Source organism: Sedimentitalea arenosa (genome assembly GCF_016428585.1).
In the GTDB taxonomy this organism is placed as follows: Bacteria; Pseudomonadota; Alphaproteobacteria; order Rhodobacterales; family Rhodobacteraceae; genus Sedimentitalea; species Sedimentitalea arenosa.
In genome coordinates, this window is sequence record NZ_JAELVR010000001.1 from 80,272 (window position 1) to 101,670 (window position 21,399).

Genomic DNA, 21,399 nt, shown 5'->3' on the forward strand with positions numbered 1-21,399 from the left:
TGCTTTGACGGGTGCCGTGCGCGTGCTAGGCTCGTCGTCATTGCAGACAGATCATTCCCGGGAGTGTTTTCATGAGCATCCAGTCCGCCATTCTCGCCTGTGCGTCCTCGTCGGTGACGGCCAGCGCCGCCTTCGCCGCCTGGCAATCGGTCGCCGACCGGCTGGAGGCGATCGGCATCGACAACGACCTGCGCCGCGCCGCGCTGATCGGGCAATGCGCGCATGAGAGCGCCAGGTTCCGCACCCGGTTCGAGAACCTGAACTATTCCGCCGCCGGCCTCTGGAAGATCTTTCGCAGCCATTTCGCCAACGAGGCCGAGACCCGCCAGTTCGCCGGCCAGCCCGAGAAGATCGCCAACCGGGTCTATGCCGATCGCATGGACAATGGCGGCCCGGCCTCGGGCGATGGCTGGCGCTATCGCGGGCGGGGCTACATCCAGCTGACCGGCAAGTACAACTACCGGATCTATGGCGATTTGCTGGGCGAGGACCTGCTGAACAATCCGGACCGCGCCGCCGACCCGGACATGTGCTGGCTGATCGCCGCGAGCTACATGGCGCGCACGCGGCGGTCGGGCAGGACGCTGCTGGAATGGGCCGATGCCGACGATATCGTGATGGTGACCAAGGGCATCAACGGCGGCATCCACGGGTTGGCCGATCGCGAGTTGCAGACCGGCAAGGCGCTGTCGGCGCTGACCGGCACCGCGAGCACGGCCGAGTGGCAGGCGCTGTTGCTGAACGCGGGGTTCAACCCGGGGCCGATCGACGGGCTGATGGGCGCCAAGACCCGCGCCGCGCAGGAGGCCGCCGCCGCGCATTTCGGCGTGCAGGGCGAGGCCTTGCTGCAGGTTCTGCGCGACGTCGAGTGACTCCGGAACAAGCGGCGAACATCCCTTTTCCTGCGGCGCGGTCTGGTCTAGATTGCGCCCATGAGCAGTTTTGACGAGATGGACGCCTTCGAGGGCGCATCGCTGTCGGCGCGCGCGATGCAGGCGCGGCCGCAGCCCTATCTGGATGGCCTGAACCCGGCGCAGCGCGAGGCGGTCGAGCAGTTGAACGGCCCGGTGCTGATGCTGGCCGGGGCGGGCACCGGCAAGACCCGCGCCCTGACCGCACGCATCGTGCATCTGTTGAACACCGGCACCGCGCGCCCGAACGAGATCCTGGCCGTGACCTTCACCAACAAGGCCGCGCGCGAGATGAAGAACCGCGTCGGCGGGATGCTGGGGCAGGCGATCGAGGGGATGCCGTGGCTGGGCACGTTCCATTCGATCTGCGTCAAGCTGCTGCGCCGCCACGCCGAACTGGCCGGGCTGAAGAGCAATTTCACGATTCTGGACACCGATGACCAGCTGCGCCTGCTCAAACAGCTGGTGGCGGCGGCGGGGATCGACGACAAGCGCTGGCCGGCACGGCAACTGGCGGGGGTCATCGACAACTGGAAGAACCGCGCCCTGACGCCCGACAAGGTGCCCGCCGCCGATGCGGGGGCCTACAACCACAAGGGTGTCGAGCTGTATGCGCAGTACCAGACCCGCCTGCGCGAGCTGAACGCGGTCGATTTCGGCGACCTGCTGCTGCACGTTGTGACGATCTTCCAGCAGCACGAGGACGTTCTGGCGCAATACCGGCGCTGGTTCCGCTATATCCTGGTGGACGAATACCAGGACACCAACGTGGCCCAGTACCTGTGGCTGCGCCTGCTGGCGGGCGGGCACAAGAACATCTGCTGCGTCGGCGATGACGACCAGTCGATCTATGGCTGGCGCGGCGCCGAGGTGGGCAACATCCTGCGCTTCGAGAAGGATTTTCCCGGCGCGCACGTGGTGCGGCTGGAGCAGAACTATCGCAGCACGCCGCATATCCTGTCGGCTGCCTCGAACGTGATCCGCGGCAACGAGAGCCGGCTGGGCAAGGAGCTGTGGACCGAGGCCGAAGACGGCGAGAAGGTGCGCCTGATCGGCCATTGGGACGGCGAGGAGGAGGCGCGCTGGATCGGCGAGGAGATCGAATCGATGCAGCGCGGCACCCGCGGCCTGCGGCCCTTCGATCTGGACGAGATGGCGATCCTTGTCCGCGCATCCCACCAGATGCGTGCCTTCGAGGACCGGTTCCTGACCATCGGGCTGCCCTACCGGGTGATCGGCGGACCGCGCTTTTACGAGCGCATGGAGATCCGCGACGCGATGGCCTATTTCCGCCTCGTCGTCAGCCCCGAGGACGACCTGGCCTTCGAGCGCATCGTCAACACGCCCAAGCGCGGGCTGGGCGACAAGGCGCAGCAGACGATCCAGCAGACCGCCCGCGCCAACGGGGTGAGCCTCCTGGAGGGCGCGCGGCTGGCGGTGCAGGGCGGGCTGATCAAGGGCAAGGGCGGCGCGGCGCTGGGCGAACTGGTGTCGGGGCTGGCGCGCTGGGGCCGGATGACCGGCGATGCCGACATGACCCACATGGAACTGGCCGAGGTGATCCTCGACGAGAGCGGCTATACCGCGATGTGGCAGAACGACAAGACGCCCGAGGCGCCGGGACGGCTGGAGAACCTCAAGGAACTGGTCAAGGCGCTGGAGGGGTTCGAGAACCTGCAGGGGTTCCTCGAGCATGTCAGCCTGATCATGGACAACGAGCAGGAGGGCGACGGCGCGAAGGTCAGCATCATGACGCTGCACGCCGCCAAGGGGCTGGAGTTTCCTGCCGTGTTCCTGCCGGGCTGGGAGGACGGGCTGTTCCCGTCCCAGCGCAGCATGGACGAGAGCGGGATCAAGGGCTTGGAGGAAGAGCGGCGGCTGGCCTATGTCGGCATCACCCGCGCCGAGGAAGTGTGCACGATCTCCTTTGCCGGCAACCGGCGGGTGTTCGGCCAGTGGCAGTCGCAGATGCCGTCGCGCTTTGTCGATGAACTGCCCGAGGCGCATGTGGAGGTGCTGACGCCGCCAGGGCTCTATGGCGGCGGGTATGGCGCGGCGGCGCCCGCGACCGGGGTGCGGTCGGACCTGGCGGAGAAGGCCGCGCGGGCGGATGGCTACAATTCGCCGGGCTGGAAGCGGCTGCAGGCGCGGGCCGGGCAGCGCGGGTTGTCCCAACCCGCCGAGTCGCGCCACACGGTGATCGACATGAACGCGGTCAGCAGTTTCACGTTGGGCGAGCGGGTGTTTCACCAGAAATTCGGCTATGGCGCGATTATCGGCATCGAGGGCGACAAGCTGGAGATCGCTTTCGAAAAGGCCGGGACCAAGAAGGTGGTCGCGCGTTTCGTGTCGGCCAGCGACGACATTCCGTTCTAGCGGGTCCCGGCGCGTGGCGCGTCAGAGCACCGGGCCGATCGTGGCGACCGCGTTGTTCCACATCCGCTGGTAGAGCGGCCAGGCGTGCACGTCGGCGATCTTCACCGGGTCGGACTGGGCGATGTAGTCTTCCTGCCGCGCGATGATCTGGCCGGTCAGGTCATGGTCGTGCAGCAGCAGGTTGCTTTCGTAGTTCAGGTCGAAGCTGCGCAGGTCGAGATTGGACGAGCCGAGGAAGCTGACCTGGCCGTCGATCGTGACGGTTTTCGCATGGAGCAGCCCGCCCTTGAATTCGTGGATCCGGACCCCGGCTTCGAGCAGGCGGCGATAGTTCGAGCGGCTGGCGGCGGCGACGATCTTGGAATCGTTGACCTTGGGCAGGATCAGCCGCACCGCGACGCCCCGGAAGGCGGCGGCGCAGAGCGCCTCGGCGACGATGGAATCGGGCACGAAATAGGGAGTCGTGATCGTCACGCTGTGTTCGGCGGTGGCCATCAGGATCGAGAACAGGTGCGGCGTGGCCTGGCGTCGCTCGGTCGGCCCGTCGCCCATGATCTGCGCCACGAAGCCCGGATCGTGCACCTCCGGCGCCACCCGGAAATCCTCGAGCGTGCCGCCGCAATGGGCGATCCAGTCGCTGGCGAAGAGCAGCTGGTTCTGCGCCACGACGGGGCCCGAGACGCGCAGCATGATGTCGACCCAGGGGGCGTACCTGGCCTTGACCCGGAACTCGGGGTCGGCGCAGTTCTGGCTGCCGCAATAGGTGATGCGTCCGTCGATGATGGTGATCTTGCGGTGGTTGCGCAGGTCGAGCCGGCTTTTCAGCACCGTCATCACCGGGTTGCCGATGGGCAGGGCGATGGCGACCTGCACCCCGGCGTCGCGCATCTCGTTCCAGAGCGGCGAGCCGACGAAGGCGCGCGAGCCCAGCCCGTCGGCCATCACCCGGCAGGTGACGCCGCGCTGCGCCGCGCGCATCAGGGCGCGGGCGGTGTTGGTGCCGGTCTCGTCGTCCAGCCAGATGTAGTAGAGGACGTGGACGTGATGCTCGGCGGCGTCGATATCTTCGATAATCCGCGCCCGCGCGGTGGCCGCGTCGGGCATCAGTTCGGCGGCGTTGCCGGAGAGGGCGGCGAAACCGTTGATCGAGCTGCTGTAGGTGAAGGCCTGGCGATAGCGGTGCGGCACCGCGTGCAACCCGTCGCTGACCTCGCGCATCAGCGCGTCCCGGTGCGCCTGGATGCGCCTCGAGACGGCCGCGATCCGGTCGCTGGCGGTCTCGCCGATGTTGATCTCGCCGAAGAGGAAATAGATCAGCACGCCGGCGAAGGGCAGAACCGCGATCACCAGGAGCCAGGCCAGGCGCGTCGGCGCGGCGAGATCGTCGCGCAGCAGGACACGCACCATCAGGGCGAAGACGATGAGGATATGCAGGGAGAGTGTGAGCATCGGGTCGGTCGGGTGTCCTTGGCCGGGAGCCTGTCCGGGCAGAAAAGATCATTTTCGGATCGGGGACAACCGCAAGCGTACGGGATGCGGAATTCGAAAACGGCGACACCCGGGAGGAGGATAGGTGCCGCCGTTCTCTTCAAACACCGGAACGCAGGGAGGAGGAGAGCGCCCGGTGCATCTTGTCCGGCTTGGGGACCGGTGAAAAAGGCGGCGACATCAGGGAGGAGGAAGATGCCGCCGCGAGCAACAGATCGCCAGGGAGGAGGAGAGGCGACCTGATCTCTGTTGTTCGTTCGTCAGGCCGCGTCGTAGGCGGCCTGGTAGGCGACGCGCTTCAGCATGGACCGGGTCAGGCCCAGGTCGTCGAGCTGCCGTGCGTCCAGTGCCGACAGCTCGTTGTAGGTCTGCCGGTAGAGCCGGTAGCGGTTGAACCGCGTCATGATGTCGGTCAGCCAGGGCGCGGAATGGTGCGCCGTGGCCGGGTTGGTCAGGGTAAACGTTCCCATGATCATATGCCTTCTTTGTCACGCAGCGCCTGTTAGCGCCTCAACTTGAGACTGAAGATAGGCCATTGCTGCAGATGCACAATAGCCCGTGTCTTCAATGCTGCTATGCAGCAATTGCATGGGTGAAGTGGCGCGTTATCAGGCACTTGCCGGTATATTGAACATTTGGGAGTCGCATTTCCGGGCAGTCTGAAATAGGACGCTACGTAATGTGCAAGGCTGCGGGAGAGAACGGCATGGCTGTGACACGGGACCAGATCGAGAGCTGCCTTTCGCGGCTCGTTTTGCCGGATGGCGGCGACCTCGTGGGGCGCGACATGATTCGTGCCCTGACGATCGAGAACGGCGCTGTCCGCTTCGTGATCGAGGCGCCATCGCCCGCGATCGCGCAGCAGATGGAGCCCTTGCGCCGCGCCGCCGAGGCGGCCGTGGCGGCGCTGGACGGGGTGACGTCGGTCAGCGTGGCGTTGACGGCCCATGGCCCGGCGGCGAAACCGGCCGCGCCCAGCCTGAAGATCGGCGGCCACCCGAAGCCGCAGGACGGTCCGACGCGCCCCAGTGGGGTGGATCGCATCCTCGCCATCGGCTCGGGCAAGGGCGGTGTCGGAAAATCGACCGTGTCGGCGAACCTGGCGGTGGCGCTGGCGCGGGCCGGGCGCAAGGTCGGGCTGCTGGACGCGGATATATATGGTCCGAGCCAGCCGCGCATGATGGGCGCGTCCGGGCGTCCGGCCTCTCCGGACGGCAAGACGATCATTCCGCTCAAGGCGCATGGGGTCACGCTGATGTCGATCGGCTTCATGATCGAGGAGGGCAAGGCGGTGGTCTGGCGCGGCCCGATGCTGATGGGTGCGTTGCAGCAGATGCTGGGACAGGTCGAATGGGGCGAACTGGACGTTCTGATCGTCGATCTGCCGCCCGGAACCGGCGACGTGCAACTGACGCTCTGCACCAAGTCGCAGCTCACTGGCGCGATCGTGGTCAGCACGCCGCAGGACGTCGCCTTGATCGATGCCCGCAAGGCGCTGGACATGTTCAAGACGCTGAAGACGCCGGTTCTGGGGTTGATCGAGAACATGTCGATGTTCGTCTGCCCCGATTGCGGCGCGCAGCACGCGATCTTCGGGCAGGGCGGGGTCGCGGCCGAAGCCGAGGCGCTGGGCGTGCCGCTGCTGGGGGCGTTGCCGATCGATCTGGAGACCCGGCTGTCGGGAGACAGCGGGATGCCGGTCGCCCTGGGCGGTGGCGCGATGTCCGAGGCCTATGCCCGGATCGCCGAGCGGCTGATCAAGGGCGGCATGGCCTGAGGGCCACCCACGGGAAATGATGGGACGGGTTGGGCGCCACGGGGTCCTCGAATCGGGATTCCCCGTGATTCCCGGCTGCTTGCAGGGTCTGGGTGCGGAACAAATCAGAAACATATTGACAGCCCGCGCGCCAGAGGCAATAAAATCGGGAAATCGTGGGAAAATTCGGCTTCCCTCTAATCCTACCATATCTAGTGTTGTATGGTGTTGATGTCCGCTAATTATTCCGCTTCTGACCGCTGAATCGTCCCCAGATCTTGTTTTCTTAACGCATCAGAAGCAAGATTTAGGGAGTCGTTAACTAAAAATCCCTTGCCAGACCATGAATTCCCACGGTATCCCTATATCCATCGGATGAGGAAGACAGCAGGGGCAGCAAACGACCCCAAGCCAACGATAAGCAGGTTTCATACAGGCTTCGACTTCATCAGACCAAGAGATCCGGCGCGCGAGCGAGCAGACATCCCCCCAGGTGGCGCGCGCGACTGGACACCCCGCACAGCGGGACGAGGGCGGCGGGTTGATCGGTGGCAGCGGATCAACCCGCCGTTTCCACATCCGGGGGACGGAAAAACGAACGCGGAGCGCGTAATAAGGGGCGAGGCAGTTGGGCCGCAGGTTCAGAGGCGAAAGCCACCACAAGGTGGATGCGAAGGGCAGGGTGTCTATCCCGGCCTCTTTCCGCCGCGTGCTGGAAGCCGGCGACCCGAACTGGCAATCCGGCCTGAACCCCGAACTGGTCATCGTCTATGGCGATCACCGCCGCAAGTTCCTGGAATGCTACACGATGGAGGCGATCGACGAGGTCGATAGCAAGATCGATGCGCTGCCGCGCGGCTCGATGCAGCGCAAGGCGCTTCAGCGCATGTTCCATGGCCAGTCCTTTCCCACCACGGTGGATGAAACCGGGCGGCTGGTGCTGCCCGCCAAGCTGCGCGCCAAGATCGGGCTGGAGGGCGAGGCCTTCTTCATCGCGGCCGGCGACACGTTCCAGATCTGGAAACCCGAGACCTACGAAACCGAAGAATTGGCCAAGGCCGAGGCCTGGTTGGATGAGCAGCCCGATGACTTTGATCCGATGGAATTTCTGGACGACGCCGGAACCGGTGCCGCGTCCGGTGCGTGAGCCGATGGCCGGCGGGGTCAAGCCCGAGGACGCCGGCCCCCATGTTCCCGTTCTGCTGCGCCCCCTGCTGGAGGCGGTCGCGCCGGTCACCGGGACCTGGCTGGACGGCACGTTCGGTGCGGGCGGCTACACGCGCGGCCTGCTCGCGGCGGGCGCGGAGCGGGTGATCGCGGTTGACCGCGATCCTCTGGCCTTCGAGATGGCGGCCGACTGGGCCGAAGCGTTCGGCGACCGGATCGTGATGCAGCAGGGCGTGTTTTCGCAGATGGACGCCTATGCGCAGGATCTCGACGGGGTCGTGCTCGACCTTGGCGTGTCGTCGATGCAGCTGGACCGGGCCGAGCGCGGTTTTTCCTTCATGAAGGACGGTCCTCTGGACATGCGGATGTCCCAGAGCGGGCCGTCGGCGGCGGACCTGGTCAACGAGGCGGACGAGGCGGCGCTGGCCGACATCCTGTTTCACTATGGCGAGGAACGCGCCAGCCGCCGCATCGCCCGTGCCATCGTGCGCGAGCGGACCGTGGCGCCGATCACCTCGACGCTGCAGTTGGTCGGGATCATCGAAACCTGCCTGCCGCGCCCCAAGCCGGGCCAGAGCCACCCGGCGACGCGCAGTTTCCAAGCGCTGCGGATCGCGGTGAACGCCGAGTATGACGAGCTGTTCCGCGGGCTGATGGCGGCGGAGCGCGCCCTGCGTCCGGGCGGCAAGCTGGCGGTCGTGACCTTTCATTCGGTCGAGGACCGCATGGTCAAGCGTTTCCTGACGGCGCGGGCCGGGCAGGGCGGCCGCGCCAACCGCTATGCGCCCGATATCGCGCAGGACGCGCCGCAATTCGCGGTGGCGAGCCGCAAGGCGATCGGGCCGGATGCCGAGGAACTGGCCGTGAACCCGCGCGCGCGCTCGGCCAAGCTGCGCGTGGCGGTGCGCACCGACGCGCCCGCCGGCGAGATCGATGCCCGCAGCATCGGGATGCCGCAGCTGAAGGAGGCGCGCCCATGAGGAGCCTCGCCTTCGTTCTCGCGGCGCTCGCGGTGTTCGGCCTCGCCTTCTGGGCCTATCGGGAAAACTATGCCACGCAGCGCGCGCTGTCGGAGGCCCGCAACCTGCAGCGGCAGATCGGCGAGGCGCAGGAGCGGCTGAGCGTGCTGCGCGCGGAATGGGCCTATCTGAACCGGCCCGACCGCCTGTCGGAACTGGCCGAGATCAATTTCGACCGGCTGGGTCTGCTGCCGCTGCGGCCCGACCAGTTCGGCCGCGTCGACGAGGTGAGCTTTCCGAACCTCTTGCTGTTGCCGCTGATCGGTCCGGTCGACGTGTCCTCGGCCGCCGCCGGTGAGGAGGAGCCGCTGTGATCCGCACGCCGCTGCGCCCGCTGGCCCGCATCCTGTCCGCCCGCGCCAAGGGCGAGAACCCCGACAGCATCGAACGCGAGAACATCCGCCGCCGTCACGAGGACATGCAGGACCGCTCGCGCGCGCGCGCGGAGGGGCGACTGCTGGTGCTGGGGCTGTTCTTCTTCTGCGCCTTCGCGGTGGTCGGCGCGCGGATGGGGCTGCTGGCCACCTCCGAGGCGGTCGAACCGCAGGCCAGCGCCGGGGGCACCGCCATCGCCACCCAGCGGGCGGATATCGTGGACCGGGACGGGCGCATCCTCGCGACGAATTTCGAAACCCACTCTCTCTATGCCCAGCCGCCGCTGATGGTCGATCCGGTCGCCGCGGCCAAGGGGCTGGCCGAGATCTTTCCGGATCTGGACGAAGAGCGGCTGGTGCGCGATTTCACCGGCAAGCGGAAATTTATCTGGATCAAGCGCAAGATCAGCCCCGAGCAGAAACAGGCGGTGCATGACCTGGGCGATCCGGGCCTGCTGTTCGGTCCGCGCGAGATGCGGCTTTACCCGAATGGCCGGCTGGCGGCCCACGTTCTGGGCGGTGCGAGTTTCGGCAAGGAGGGCGTGAGCGCCGCCGAGGTGATCGGTGTCGCCGGTGTCGAAAAGCAGTTCGACACCTATCTGCGCGACCCGGCCAACGGCGCCAAGCCGCTGCAGCTGTCGCTGGACCTGACCGTGCAGGCCGCCGCCGAGGAGGTGCTTCACGGCGGCATGCGGCTGATGAACGCCAAGGGGGCGACCTCGATCCTGATGGATGTGCATACCGGCGAGGTCGTGTCGGTGGTGTCGCTGCCGGATTTCGACCCGAACGACCGCCCGCGCCCGCCGGCGAGCGGCGACGACCCCTCGGTCAGCCCGCTGTTCAACCGGGCGGTCCAGGGGGTCTATGAGCTTGGCTCGACCTTCAAGATCTTTGCCACCGCGCAGGCGATCGACCTGGGGCTGGTCAGCCCGGAAACGGTGGTCGACATCCGCGGCCCGCTGCGCTGGGGAAAATTCCGCATCCGGGATTTCCGTAATTACGGCAACGAGTTGTCGGTGACCAAGATCATCGTCAAGTCCTCCAACATCGGCACCGCGCGGCTGGCCCAGCAGATCGGCGTCAAGCGCCAGAAGGAGTTCATGGCCGCGCTCGGGATGCTCGAAGCGACGCCGTTCGAGATCGTCGAGGCCGCGGGCGGGGCCCCGCTGCTGCCGGCCAACTGGTCCGAGCTGAGCGCGATGACGATTTCCTATGGCCACGGGCTGTCGACCAGCCCGATGCACCTGGCCGCGGGCTATGCGGCGATCGCCAATGGCGGCCACTATGTCGCGCCGACGATTCTCAAGAAGGACGGGCCGCAGTACGGGCCGCGCGTGATGTCCTCGCAGGCGGCGGCGGCCTCGCGGCGGATGCTGCGCCAGGTGGTGACCGACGGCACGGCGAGCCTGGGCGAGGTGCCCGGCTATGCGGTGGGCGGCAAGACCGGCACCGCCGACAAGCCGCGTCCGCGCGGCGGCTACTACGAGAACAAGGTGATCGCCACCTTCGCCACCATGTTCCCGGCACATGATCCGAAATACGTGCTGGTGGTGACGCTGGACGAACCGTCGGAAAACTCCGGCACCGAGCCGCGCCGCACCGCCGGCTGGACCGCCGTGCCGGTCGCCGCCGAGATGATCGGGCGCGTCGCACCGCTGCTGGGACTGAGACCGGATGTTGAACCCGCGACACTGGCTGGTATAACCCTGACCTCGAATTGACGGGGATGGTCACATGAGCAGCGCTGATTCTCCGGTGGCCAAGTCACTCAGCCAGCTTGCATTGACCGCGCGTGGCGGTGCCGACCCGGTGATCACCGGGATCGCGGTGGACAGCCGCGACGTGCGCGAGGGATTTCTCTTCGCCGCGCTGCCGGGCAGCAAGGTACACGGCGGCGAGTTCATCCAGTACGCCCTGCGCATGGGCGCGGCCGCGATCCTGACCGACGAGGAAGGCGCCGCCTTGGCGGAAGCCGAACTGGTGGCCTCGGACGCGGCTCTGGTCGTGAGCGAGACGCCGCGCCAGGCGCTGGCCTTCACCGCGGCGCTGTGGTTCGGCGCGCAGCCCGCCATCATGGCGGCGGTCACCGGCACCAACGGCAAGACCTCGATCGCCAGTTTCCTGCGCCAGATCTGGATCGAACTGGGCCATGCGGCGGTCAATCTGGGCACCACCGGGGTCGAGGGTGCCTGGGCCGCACCGCTGGCCCATACCACGCCCGAGCCGATCACCCTGCATCGCACCCTGGCGCGGGCGGCGGCGCATGGCATCACCCACGCGGCGATGGAAGCGTCGAGCCATGGGCTCGACCAGTGCCGCCTCGACGGTGTCCACCTGACCGCGGCCGGCTTCAGCAATTTCTCGCAGGATCACCTCGACTATCACGACACGTTCGAAGCCTATTTCGCGGCCAAGGCCGGGCTGTTCCGCCGCGTGCTCCCGCCGGAGGGCACCGCGGTCATCAACCTCGACGATGCGCGCGGCCCCGAGATGCGCGCTATCGCCGCCGCACGCGGCCAGCGGGTGATCACCATCGGGCGCGGGCTTGGCGACATCAGCCTGATGGCGCAGCGCTTCGATGCCACGGGACAGGATCTGCGCTTCGTGCATGACGAGCGCGCCTACCAGGCGCGGTTGAACCTGATCGGGGGCTTTCAGGCCGAGAACGTGCTGTTGGCCTGCGGCCTCGCCATTGCCTGCGGCGACGCGCCCGAGGCGGTGTTCGAGACCCTGCCCGATCTCGTCACCGTGCGCGGGCGGATGCAGCTGGCGGCCACGCGCGCCAATGGCGCGGCGGTCTTCGTCGATTTCGCCCACACGCCCGACGCCATTGCCACCGCGCTGGCCGCTTTGCGCCCGCATGTGATGGGCCGCCTGATCGCGGTGATCGGCGCCGGGGGCGACCGGGATGCGAAAAAGCGCCCGCTGATGGGGCGGGCCGCGGCCGAGAACGCCGACCTGGTGATTGTGACCGACGACAACCCGCGCAGCGAGAACCCGGCCCTGATCCGCGCCGCCGTGCGCGAGGGCGCACCGGACGCGACCGAAGTCGGCGACCGGGCCGAGGCGATCCTGCGCGGCGTCGATGCGCTCGGCCCCGGAGACGCGCTGCTGATCGCGGGCAAGGGACACGAGACCGGCCAGATCGTCGGCGACGACATCCTGCCGTTCGACGATGTGGAACAGGCCAGCGTGGCCGTCGCCGCGCTCGACGGGAGGTTCGCATGACGCTCTGGACCGCGGCCGAGGCCGAAAAGGCCACCGGCGGGCGCAGCACGGGCGACTGGAGTGCGACCGGCGTGTCGATCGACACCCGCACCCTGCAGCCCGGCGACCTGTTCGTGGCGCTGACGGCCGCGCGCGATGGTCATGAGTTCGTCGCCGGCGCGCTTCGGACGGGTGCGGCGGCCGCGCTCGTCAGCCGCGTCCCCGAGGGCCTGCCGGCCGATGCGCCGCTGCTGCTGGTGCCCGACGTGCAGGCCGCGCTCGAAGCGCTCGGCCGGGCCGGACGCGCCCGCACCGGCGCCCGCGTGGTCGCCGTCACCGGCAGTGTCGGCAAGACCTCGACCAAGGAAATGCTGGCCCGGATGCTGGGCGATCAGGGCAGCGCCCATGCCAGTGTCGCCAGTTACAACAACCATTGGGGCGTGCCGCTGACGCTGGCCCGGATGCCGCAGGAGACCGATTTCGCGGTGATCGAGATCGGCATGAACCACCCGGGCGAGATCGCGCCGCTGGCCCGGATGGCGCGCCCGCACGTGGCGATGATCACCACCGTCGCCGCCGCCCATCTCGAGGCCTTCGAGTCGATCGAGGGAATCGCCGTCGAAAAGGCGTCGATCCTGGACGGTCTGGAAGCCGGCGGCACCGCGATCCTCAACGCCGATATCGCGCAAAGCACGATCCTGTTCGACAAGGCCCGCGCGGTCGGCGCCAAAGCCATCGGCTTCGGACGCAAGGCGCGCGACTACCGGCTGCGCGACGTGACCGTCCGGGGCGACGCCACCGTCGCCCGCGCCGAGGTCGACGGGCAGGAGGTGATCTTCAAGATCGCGACCGCCGGGCAGCATTTCGCGATGAACGGGCTCGGCGCGCTGGCCGCCTGTGCGGCGCTGGGCGCAGACCCGGCGCTGGCCGCGATCAGCCTCGGGCGCTGGTCGCCCTACAAGGGGCGCGGGGTGCGCGAGCGAATCGTGCTCGATCCCGTCGTCGGCCTCGCGCTGACGCTGCTGGATGATTCCTACAACGCCAACCCGACCTCGATGTCCGCCGCGCTCGACGTGCTGGCCGCGACCCCGGTCGAGTCCGGCCGCCGGATTGCGATCCTCGGCGACATGAAGGAACTGGGCCCCGATGCCGAAGCGCTGCACGCCGCCCTGGCCGAACTGCCGGCGATGGACGCGATAGACCGCGTCTATTGTGTCGGGCCGCTGATGCGGGCGCTTCACGCGGCCCTGCCGGCGGACAAGCGCGCCGGCTGGCACGCCCAAAGCGACGATGTGCCGGCCGCGCTGCGCGGCCGCCTGCATGGCGGCGACGCGGTTCTGGTCAAGGCCTCGCTCAGCATGAACCTCGGCCCGGTCGTTGACGCGATCCGCAAAATGGGCCATGCCGAACACGAACCCGTGACACAAGATGATGAGTAGGACCCGCTGACATGCTCTACTGGTTGACGGCGCTGTCGGACGGGGGGGATGTGTTCAACCTCTTCCGCTATATCACCTTCCGCGCCGGGGGCGCCTTCCTGACCGCCCTGATCTTCGGCTTCCTGTTCGGCAAGCCGCTGATCGAGGTGCTGCGCCGGCGGCAGGGAAAAGGCCAGCCGATCCGCGACGACGGGCCCGAGGGGCACTTCGTCAAGGCCGGAACGCCGACGATGGGCGGATTGCTGATCGTCGGGGCGCTGGTCACCGCGACCCTGCTCTGGGCGCGACTCGACAATCCCTTCGTCTGGCTGGTGCTGTTCGTCACGCTCAGCTTCGCGATCATCGGCTTCGCCGACGATTACGCCAAGGTCAGCAAGCAGAACACGTCGGGCGTGCCCGGCAAGCTGCGCCTGGCGCTCGGGATCCTGATCGCCGTGATCGCGGCCTACTGGGCGGCGGAGTTTCACCCGCCGGAGCTGCAGGGCCAACTCGCGCTGCCGGTGTTCAAGGACACGCTGATCAATCTCGGCTATTTCTACATCCCGTTCTCGGTCTGCGTGATCGTCGGCGCCGCCAACGCGGTGAACCTCACGGACGGGCTCGACGGGCTGGCGATCATGCCGGTGATGATCGCGGCGTCCACCCTCGGTGTCATCGCCTACGCGGTCGGGCGGGTCGACTTCACCGAATATCTCGACGTCCACTACGTGCCGGGAACCGGGGAAATCCTGATCTTCACCGCCGCGCTGTTCGGCGGCGGCCTCGGGTTTCTCTGGTACAATGCGCCGCCCGCGGCCGTCTTCATGGGCGACACCGGCAGCCTCGCGCTCGGCGGCGCGCTCGGGGCCATCGCCATCGTCACCAAGCACGAACTGGTGCTGGCCATCGTCGGGGGACTCTTCGTCGTCGAAGCCCTCAGCGTGATCGTCCAGGTGCTCTATTTCAAATCGACGGGAAAACGCGTCTTCCTGATGGCCCCGATCCACCACCACTACGAAAAGAAGGGCTGGGCCGAGCCGACCATCGTCATCCGCTTCTGGATCATCTCGCTGATCCTCGCGATGATCGGTCTGGCGACGCTCAAGGTGCGCTGATGGCGCCGGCGCTCCCGCCGTTTCATCTTCGGAGAAATACTCCGGGGGAGTCCGCCGTAGGCGGACGGGGGCAGCGCCCCCGCCGGGTCCGGCCATGATTCCGGCGCGCGGGGTCGACGGCGCCCGCGTCGCCCTGCTGGGTCTGGGCCGCTCGGGCCTCGCCGCGGCGCGCAGCCTGCGCGCGGGCGGGGCGGACCCGCTCTGCTGGGACGACAACCCCGACGCCCGCACCCGCGCCGAGGCCGAGGGCTTCGCCTGCACCGACCTGCGCCGCGATGGCGCCTTTGACGAGGTCGCCTTCCTGCTGCTGTCGCCGGGGATCCCGCACCTCTATCCCGCGCCCAACCCGGTGGTTACGGCGGCCCTGGCCGCCGGGGTGCCCGTCGACAACGATATCGGGCTCTTCTTCCGCTCCTTCGCGACGGCCGATTGGGACGGGTTCGACACGACGCCCCGGATCGTCGCGGTGACCGGGTCCAACGGCAAGTCCACGACCTCGGCCTTGATTCATCACATCCTCACCTGCGCGCATCGCCCGGCGCAACTGGCGGGCAATATCGGGCGCGGGGTGCTGGATATCGAGCCGGCCGTCGACGGCGAGGTGGTGGTGCTGGAGCTCAGCAGCTACCAGACCGAACTGGCCCGAGCGTTGACTCCGGACATCGCGGTCTTCACCAACCTGTCGCCCGACCACCTGGACCGGCATGGCGGCATGGGCGGTTATTTCGCGGCCAAGCGGCGTCTCTTCTCCGAGGGCGGTCCCGACCGCGCGGTGATCGGGGTGGACGAACCCGAGGGCCGCTTCCTGGCCGGTCAGATGGCCGAGGGGCCGGCCGACGACCGGGTGATCCGGGTCTCGGTCGCGGGCAAGCTCACCGGCCCGGGCTGGTCGGTGGTCGCGCGCAAGGGGTTTCTCGTCGAGATGCGCAAGGGGCGGCAGGCGGCGTCGATCGATCTGCGCCCGATCACCGGGTTGCCCGGCGTGCACAATCACCAGAACGCCTGCTGCGCCTATGCGACCTGCCGCGCGCTCGGCCTCGCGCCCCGCGTGATCGAGGCGGGGTTCAGGAGCTATCCCGGGCTGCCGCATCGCAGCCAGATCGTCGCGCAGGCGGGCGGGGTGCTCTACGTCAACGACAGCAAGGCGACAAATGTCGACAGTGCCGCCAAGGCGCTGAGCGCTTTTCCGAACATCCGCTGGATCTGCGGCGGGTTGGAAAAGGAGGGCGGGCTGGCCGGGCTCGCGGCGGCGACAGGATCGGTTCTGAAAGCCTATGTGATCGGGCGCGAGGCAGCCGGCTTCGCGGTCCAGCTGAACGTACCGACAGAGATCTGCGGCACGATGGACGAAGCCGTGGCCCGGGCGATGAGCGAGGCCGCGCCGGGCGACACGGTGCTGCTGGCTCCGGCGGCGGCGAGTTTCGACCAGTATGACAATTTCGAGCAGCGCGGCGACGATTTCACCGCGCGGGTCAGGCAGCGGCTGGACAGATAGGGGGCGCTGCCCCCGTCCGCCTGCGGCGGACTCCCCCGGAGTATTGTGGCGAAGATGAAGCGGTGGTGGTCTCGGCGCGGAGTCATCGGCTGGCGAGTTCGGTGCCCGCGGCGTGGCCCGAGGACCAGGCCCATTGGAAGTTGTAGCCGCCGAGCCAGCCGGTCACGTCGACGGCTTCGCCGATCGCGAAGAGGCCGGGGATCTGGCGTGCCTCCATCGAGCGCGAGGAGAGGGCGGCGGTGTCGATGCCGCCGAGGGTGACTTCGGCGGTGCGGTAGCCCTCGCTGCCCGAGGGGGTGAGGGACCAGGCCGAGAGCGTCTCGGCCAGTGCTTCGAGGACCGCGTCGGGTTGATCGGCGAGGCGGCCGGAGAGATCGAGCGTGTCCGAGAGGTGATCGACCAGGCGGGCAGGCAGGTGGCGGGCGAGTTCGGTCGAAAGCCGGCGGCGGCCTTCGCGCTGGCGTTGCGCGCGCAAGGACCGGGCCAGCGGCAAGCCGGGCGTCAGGTCGACCGTGATGTCCTCGCCTTCGCGCCAGTAGGAGGAAAGCTGCAGCACCGCGGGACCGGAGAGGCCGCGATGGGTGAACAGCAGCGCCTCCTCGAAGCTTGCGCGGGTGTTGGACAGGCGGACCGGAAGCGACAGGCCGGAGAGCGCGGCGAAGCGGCCTTCGGGGAAGGTGAGGGGCACCAGCGCCGGGCGGGTTTCGGTGAGCGCGAGGCCGAAGCGTTCCGCGATCTCGTAGGCGAGGCCGGTGGCGCCCATCTTCGGGATCGACTTGCCGCCGGTGGCGAGCACGAGATTGCGGCAGCTTGCGGTCACACGCCGGCCTTCGCGGTCGAGTTCGAGCGAGAAGCCGCTGTCGGTCTTGCGAAAATCGCGCAGCGTCGTCTGCAGCCACAGGTCGGCGCCGGCGCGGTCGATCTCGGCCAACAGCATAGAGACGACCTGTTTCGCCGAGCCGTCGCAGAACAGCTGCCCCAGGGTCTTTTCGTGCCAGGCGATGCGGTGGCGGTCGACGAGGTCGATGAAATCCCATTGCGTATAGCGGGCGAGCGCCGATTTCGCGAAATGCGGGTTTCCCGAGAGAAAATTCTCGGGCCCCGCGTGAAGGTTGGTGAAGTTGCAGCGCCCGCCGCCCGAGATGCGGATCTTTTCGCCCGGGGCGCGGGCATGGTCGATCACCAGCGTGCCCGGCCCGGCATGGGCGGCGCACATCAGGCCGGCGGCCCCGGCACCGAGGATGATCGTGCGATACTCCATTGCGTCCGGGTGGCGCGGATTGCGGCCGAACGCAAGTCAAAGACGCTGGCCTGAGCGCGGTTTTTGCTGTAGCCTCGCATCACAGACCCCGCAAAGGGGCGAGCAGAGGCAAAACGGCGGTAAACCATGACTGAAATGGTGTATGGCGCGGTCCCGGAACGGGGCGGCGAACCTATTCTTCCCAAATGGTGGCGCACGCTCGACAAGTGGTCGATGTCCTGCGTTCTGATGCTCTTCGTCATCGGCCTCCTGCTGGGGTTGGCGGCGAGCCCGCCGCTGGCGGCGCGCAACGGGCTGGAACCGTTCCACTACGTCACGCGGCAGGCGGTTTTCGGCACCGCGGCGCTGATGGCCATGCTGGTGACCTCGATGATGTCGCCGACGCTGGTGCGCCGCCTGTCGGTGCTGGGCTTTCTGGGCGCGTTCGTCGCGATGGCCTTTCTGCCGGTCTTCGGGACCGATTTCGGCAAGGGCGCCGTGCGCTGGTATTCGCTGGGCTTCGCCTCGGTGCAGCCGTCGGAATTCCTCAAGCCCGGCTTCATCGTGGTCTCGGCTTGGCTGATGGCCGCGAGCCAGGAGATCAACGGTCCGCCGGGGCGGACCTGGTCATTCGCGCTGTGCATGGCGATCGTGGCGATGCTGGTGCTGCAGCCGGATTTCGGGCAGGCCTGCCTGATCCTGTTCGGCTGGGGCGTGATGTATTTCGTCGCGGGCGCGCCGATGGTGCTGCTGGTCGGAATGGCCGGGCTGGTGGTGCTGGGCGGCACGCTGGCCTATTCCAACTCGGAGCATTTCGCGCGCCGCATCGACGGGTTCCTGTCGCCGGATGTCGATCCGACGACGCAGCTTGGCTATGCCACCAACGCGATCCGCGAGGGTGGGCTGTTCGGCGTCGGTGTCGGCGAGGGGCAGGTCAAGTGGTCGCTGCCCGATGCGCACACGGATTTCATCGTCGCCGTGGCGGCCGAGGAATACGGGCTGGTCCTCGTTCTCATCATCATCGCGCTTTATGCGAGCATCGTGGTGCGGTCGCTGTTCCGTCTTATGCGCGAGCGAGATCCGTTCATCCGTCTTGCGGGCACCGGGCTGGCCTGCATCTTCGGGGTCCAGGCGATGATCAACATGGGCGTCGCCGTGCGGCTGTTGCCGGCCAAGGGCATGACCTTGCCGTTCGTCAGCTATGGCGGCTCGTCCCTCATCGCCGGGGGCATCGCGGTCGGGATGCTGCTGGCGATGACCCGCAGCCGCCCGCAGGGTGAATTCGCCGACCTGTTGAGGGGCCGCGGGCGATGAACCAGCCGCTGTTGCTGATGGCCGCGGGCGGCACCGGGGGGCACATGTTCCCGGCCCAGGCGCTGGCCGAGGCGATGCTGCACGAGGGCTGGCGGGTGCGCCTCTCGACGGATGCGCGCGGGGCGCGCTATACCGGTGGCTTTCCCCATTCGACCGAGATCACCGAGGTGTCGAGCGCGACATTCGCGCGCGGCGGGCTGGTGTCCAAGGCGATGGTCGCCCCGCGCATCGCCGCGGGCGTTCTGGGAATGGCGCGCCAGATGCGGCGCGACCGGCCCGCGGTGGTTGTTGGATTCGGGGGCTATCCGTCGATTCCGGCGCTTGGCGCGGCGGTGTTGCTGAAACACCCGCGGATGATCCACGAACAGAACGGCGTGTTGGGCCGGGTCAACCAGCTGTTCGCGCCGCGCGTCGCCTGCGTCGCCTGCGGCGTCTGGCCCACCGATCTGCCCGAGGACGCCAATGGCATCCACGTCGGAAACCCGGTGCGCGCCGCGGTTCTGGACCGGGCCGGGGCCTCGTACATTCCGCCGGGCGACTACCCGATGTCGCTGCTGGTGATGGGCGGCAGCCAGGGCGCGCGCATCCTGTCGGACGTGGTGCCGGCCGCCGTCGCGGCCTTGCCCGACGCGATCCGCATCCACCTGCGGGTCAGCCACCAGGCCCGCCCCGAGGACATGGACCGCGTCTCCGAGTCCTATGCCGCGGCGGGCATCTCGGCGGAGGTTCAACCCTTCTTTCACGACGTGCCGCGCCGGATGAGCGAAGCGCAGCTGGTCATCAGCCGCGCCGGCGCCAGTTCGATCGCCGATCTCACCGTGATCGGGCGTCCGTCGATCCTGATCCCCTATGCCGCCGCCGCCGGCGATCACCAGACCGCCAATGCGCGCGGTCTGGTCGAGGCCGGCGCGGCGATCCTCGTTCCGGAAAAAGCGCTTGACGTGTCCGCCCTCGCGGCGCAAATGGCCGCCGTCCTCGGCAATCCGGACGCGGCCCAGCAGATGAGCGCCGCCGCGCTGTCCGCGGGTATCCCCGACGCGACACAGCGTCTTGTTGCCCTTGTCAAGGAATTGGCCGAAAGGACCGACTGACCCATGATGGATGGAAGCCCCCTTATGAATGCCGCGACAAAACTGCCCCTGGATGTGGGCCCGATCCATTTCGTCGGAATCGGCGGCATCGGCATGTCGGGCATCGCCGAAGTGCTGATCAACCACGGCTATACCGTGCAGGGCAGCGACCTGAAGGCCAGCAAGATCACCGAGCGCCTGGCCCATCTGGGGGCCGAGATCTTCGTCGGGCAGGCCGCCGAAAACCTGGGCGCGGCCGAGGTCGTGGTGATTTCCTCGGCCATCAAGTGCGGCAACCCGGAGCTGGACGAGGCGCGCAAGCGTGGCCTGCCGGTCGTGCGCCGGGCCGAGATGCTGGCCGAGCTGATGCGGCTGAAGTCCAACATCGCGGTGGCGGGAACCCACGGCAAGACCACGACGACGACGATGATGGCGGAGTTGATGGTGGCGGGGCATTTCGACCCGACCGTGATCAACGGCGGCATCATCCATGCCTACGGCTCGAACGCGCGCATGGGGCAGGGCGAATGGATGGTGGTCGAGGCGGACGAGAGCGACGGCACCTTCAACCGGCTGCCCGCGACCATCGCCATCGTGACCAATATCGACCCCGAGCACATGGAACATTGGGGCGATTTCGAGAAACTGCGCGCGGGCTTCCACGATTTCGTCAGCAACATCCCGTTCTACGGGCTGGCCGTCTGCTGCACCGATCACCCCGAGGTGCAGGCGCTGGTCGGGCGCATCACCGACCGCCGCGTCGTCACCTACGGCTTCAACGCCCAGGCCGATGTGCGCGCGGTGAACCTGACCTACAGCAAGGGGGTCGCGCATTTCGACATCCAGTTGCAGGCCGAGGACAAGGTGATCGAGGGCTGCAGCCTGCCGATGCCCGGCGATCACAACGTCTCCAACGCCCTGTCGGCCGTCGCGGTGGCGCGGCACCTGGGCATGAAGACCGACGAGATCCGCACCGCGCTGGCCAATTTCGGTGGCGTCAACCGGCGCTTCACCAAGGTGGGCGAGGTCGATGGCGTCACCATCATCGACGATTACGGCCACCACCCCGTGGAAATCGCCGCCGTGCTCAAGGCGGCGCGGCAGGCCTCCGAGGGCCGCGTGATCGCGGTGCACCAGCCGCATCGCTACACCCGCCTGCACAGCCTGTTCGATGATTTCTGCGCCTGCTTCAACGATGCCGACGTGGTCGCCATCGCCGAGGTCTTCTCTGCCGGCGAGGACCCGATCGAGGGGGCCACGCGCGACGACCTGGTGGCAGGGCTGATCCGCCACGGTCACCGCCATGCCCGCGCCATCATGTCCGAGGACGATCTCGAACGGCTGGTGCGCGAACAGGCCAAGCCCGGCGACATGGTGGTCTGCCTCGGCGCCGGCACCATCAGCGCCTGGGCGAACGCCCTGCCGGAGCGGCTGAGGGGCTGATACCTG

General features: G+C 67.9%; 17 protein-coding genes. 14 read left to right on the forward strand and 3 right to left on the reverse strand.

Going from position 1 to position 21,399, the window contains the following annotated elements; genetic code table 11:
* Positions 1–71 precede the first annotated feature (71 nt).
* The gene (locus JF290_RS00385) at positions 72–872 is read left to right on the forward strand and encodes a glycoside hydrolase family 19 protein (RefSeq protein ID WP_199022733.1); all 801 of its coding nucleotides are present in this window, start codon (positions 72–74) and stop codon (positions 870–872) included.
* 60 nt (positions 873–932) lie between these two features.
* Positions 933–3,287, forward strand: a complete 2,355-nt coding sequence (locus JF290_RS00390; protein ID WP_199022734.1) for an ATP-dependent helicase — start codon at positions 933–935, stop codon at positions 3,285–3,287.
* Positions 3,288–3,308: 21 nt separating this feature from the next.
* Here JF290_RS00390 and cls read toward each other — a convergent pair whose 3' ends face one another.
* Both cls and JF290_RS00400 read right to left on the reverse strand, forming a co-directional pair.
* Positions 3,309–4,736 carry a cardiolipin synthase gene (gene cls / locus JF290_RS00395; RefSeq protein ID WP_199022735.1) on the reverse strand — a complete coding sequence of 476 codons (1,428 nt, stop codon included), beginning with the start codon at positions 4,734–4,736 and terminating at the stop codon, positions 3,309–3,311.
* Positions 4,737–5,035: 299 nt separating this feature from the next.
* The gene (locus JF290_RS00400) at positions 5,036–5,245 is read right to left on the reverse strand and encodes a DUF1127 domain-containing protein (RefSeq protein WP_199022736.1); all 210 of its coding nucleotides are present in this window, start codon (positions 5,243–5,245) and stop codon (positions 5,036–5,038) included.
* Between the two features lie 236 nt (positions 5,246–5,481).
* Here JF290_RS00400 and JF290_RS00405 point away from each other — a divergent pair, with 236 nt between their 5' ends.
* The 9 genes from JF290_RS00405 (at position 5,482) to murD (ending at position 16,326) form a co-directional block, all read left to right on the forward strand.
* Complete coding sequence (locus JF290_RS00405; RefSeq protein WP_199022737.1) at positions 5,482–6,552, forward strand: Mrp/NBP35 family ATP-binding protein; 1,071 nt, start codon at positions 5,482–5,484, stop codon at positions 6,550–6,552.
* A gap of 607 nt (positions 6,553–7,159) precedes the next feature.
* Positions 7,160–7,678: a division/cell wall cluster transcriptional repressor MraZ gene (gene mraZ / locus JF290_RS00410; protein ID WP_199022738.1), complete on the forward strand. Its 519-nt coding sequence runs from the start codon at positions 7,160–7,162 to the stop codon at positions 7,676–7,678.
* Between the two features lie 4 nt (positions 7,679–7,682).
* Positions 7,683–8,678 carry a 16S rRNA (cytosine(1402)-N(4))-methyltransferase RsmH gene (rsmH, locus tag JF290_RS00415; protein WP_199023212.1) on the forward strand — a complete coding sequence of 332 codons (996 nt, stop codon included), beginning with the start codon at positions 7,683–7,685 and terminating at the stop codon, positions 8,676–8,678.
* The gene (ftsL, locus tag JF290_RS00420) at positions 8,675–9,031 is read left to right on the forward strand and encodes a cell division protein FtsL (protein ID WP_199022739.1); all 357 of its coding nucleotides are present in this window, start codon (positions 8,675–8,677) and stop codon (positions 9,029–9,031) included. Before rsmH ends, ftsL begins: the two co-directional genes overlap by 4 nt.
* Complete coding sequence (locus JF290_RS00425; RefSeq protein ID WP_199022740.1) at positions 9,028–10,812, forward strand: peptidoglycan D,D-transpeptidase FtsI family protein; 1,785 nt, start codon at positions 9,028–9,030, stop codon at positions 10,810–10,812. The genes ftsL and JF290_RS00425 overlap by 4 nt, the downstream gene beginning before the upstream one ends.
* A 13-nt stretch (positions 10,813–10,825) precedes the next feature.
* Positions 10,826–12,319 carry a UDP-N-acetylmuramoyl-L-alanyl-D-glutamate--2,6-diaminopimelate ligase gene (locus tag JF290_RS00430; RefSeq protein ID WP_199022741.1) on the forward strand — a complete coding sequence of 498 codons (1,494 nt, stop codon included), beginning with the start codon at positions 10,826–10,828 and terminating at the stop codon, positions 12,317–12,319.
* Positions 12,316–13,737, forward strand: a complete 1,422-nt coding sequence (locus JF290_RS00435) for a UDP-N-acetylmuramoyl-tripeptide--D-alanyl-D-alanine ligase (RefSeq protein WP_199022742.1) — start codon at positions 12,316–12,318, stop codon at positions 13,735–13,737. Before JF290_RS00430 ends, JF290_RS00435 begins: the two co-directional genes overlap by 4 nt.
* Positions 13,738–13,748: 11 nt before the next feature.
* Positions 13,749–14,831: a phospho-N-acetylmuramoyl-pentapeptide-transferase gene (gene mraY / locus JF290_RS00440; protein WP_199022743.1), complete on the forward strand. Its 1,083-nt coding sequence runs from the start codon at positions 13,749–13,751 to the stop codon at positions 14,829–14,831.
* Positions 14,832–14,925: 94 nt separating this feature from the next.
* Positions 14,926–16,326, forward strand: coding sequence for a UDP-N-acetylmuramoyl-L-alanine--D-glutamate ligase (murD, locus tag JF290_RS00445; protein WP_199022744.1), 1,401 nt, complete (start codon positions 14,926–14,928; stop codon positions 16,324–16,326).
* A gap of 82 nt (positions 16,327–16,408) precedes the next feature.
* On the opposite strand, the gene JF290_RS00450 is transcribed toward murD, so the two are convergent.
* Entirely contained in the window at positions 16,409–17,587 is a 1,179-nt protein-coding gene (locus JF290_RS00450) for a BaiN/RdsA family NAD(P)/FAD-dependent oxidoreductase (RefSeq protein WP_199022745.1), read from the reverse strand.
* Positions 17,588–17,713: 126 nt separating this feature from the next.
* On the opposite strand from JF290_RS00450, the gene ftsW reads away from it, so the two are divergent.
* From ftsW to murC, 3 genes are read left to right on the forward strand one after another with little or no spacing between them, the layout of a single operon-like run.
* On the forward strand, positions 17,714–18,880 hold the full coding sequence (gene ftsW / locus JF290_RS00455; RefSeq protein ID WP_199022746.1) for a putative lipid II flippase FtsW: 1,167 nt from the start codon (positions 17,714–17,716) through the stop codon (positions 18,878–18,880).
* Complete coding sequence (locus JF290_RS00460; protein WP_199022747.1) at positions 18,877–19,971, forward strand: UDP-N-acetylglucosamine--N-acetylmuramyl-(pentapeptide) pyrophosphoryl-undecaprenol N-acetylglucosamine transferase; 1,095 nt, start codon at positions 18,877–18,879, stop codon at positions 19,969–19,971. Before ftsW ends, JF290_RS00460 begins: the two co-directional genes overlap by 4 nt.
* A gap of 24 nt (positions 19,972–19,995) precedes the next feature.
* Positions 19,996–21,393, forward strand: a complete 1,398-nt coding sequence (gene murC / locus JF290_RS00465; protein WP_199023213.1) for a UDP-N-acetylmuramate--L-alanine ligase — start codon at positions 19,996–19,998, stop codon at positions 21,391–21,393.
* The last annotated feature ends 6 nt before the right edge of the window (positions 21,394–21,399 follow it).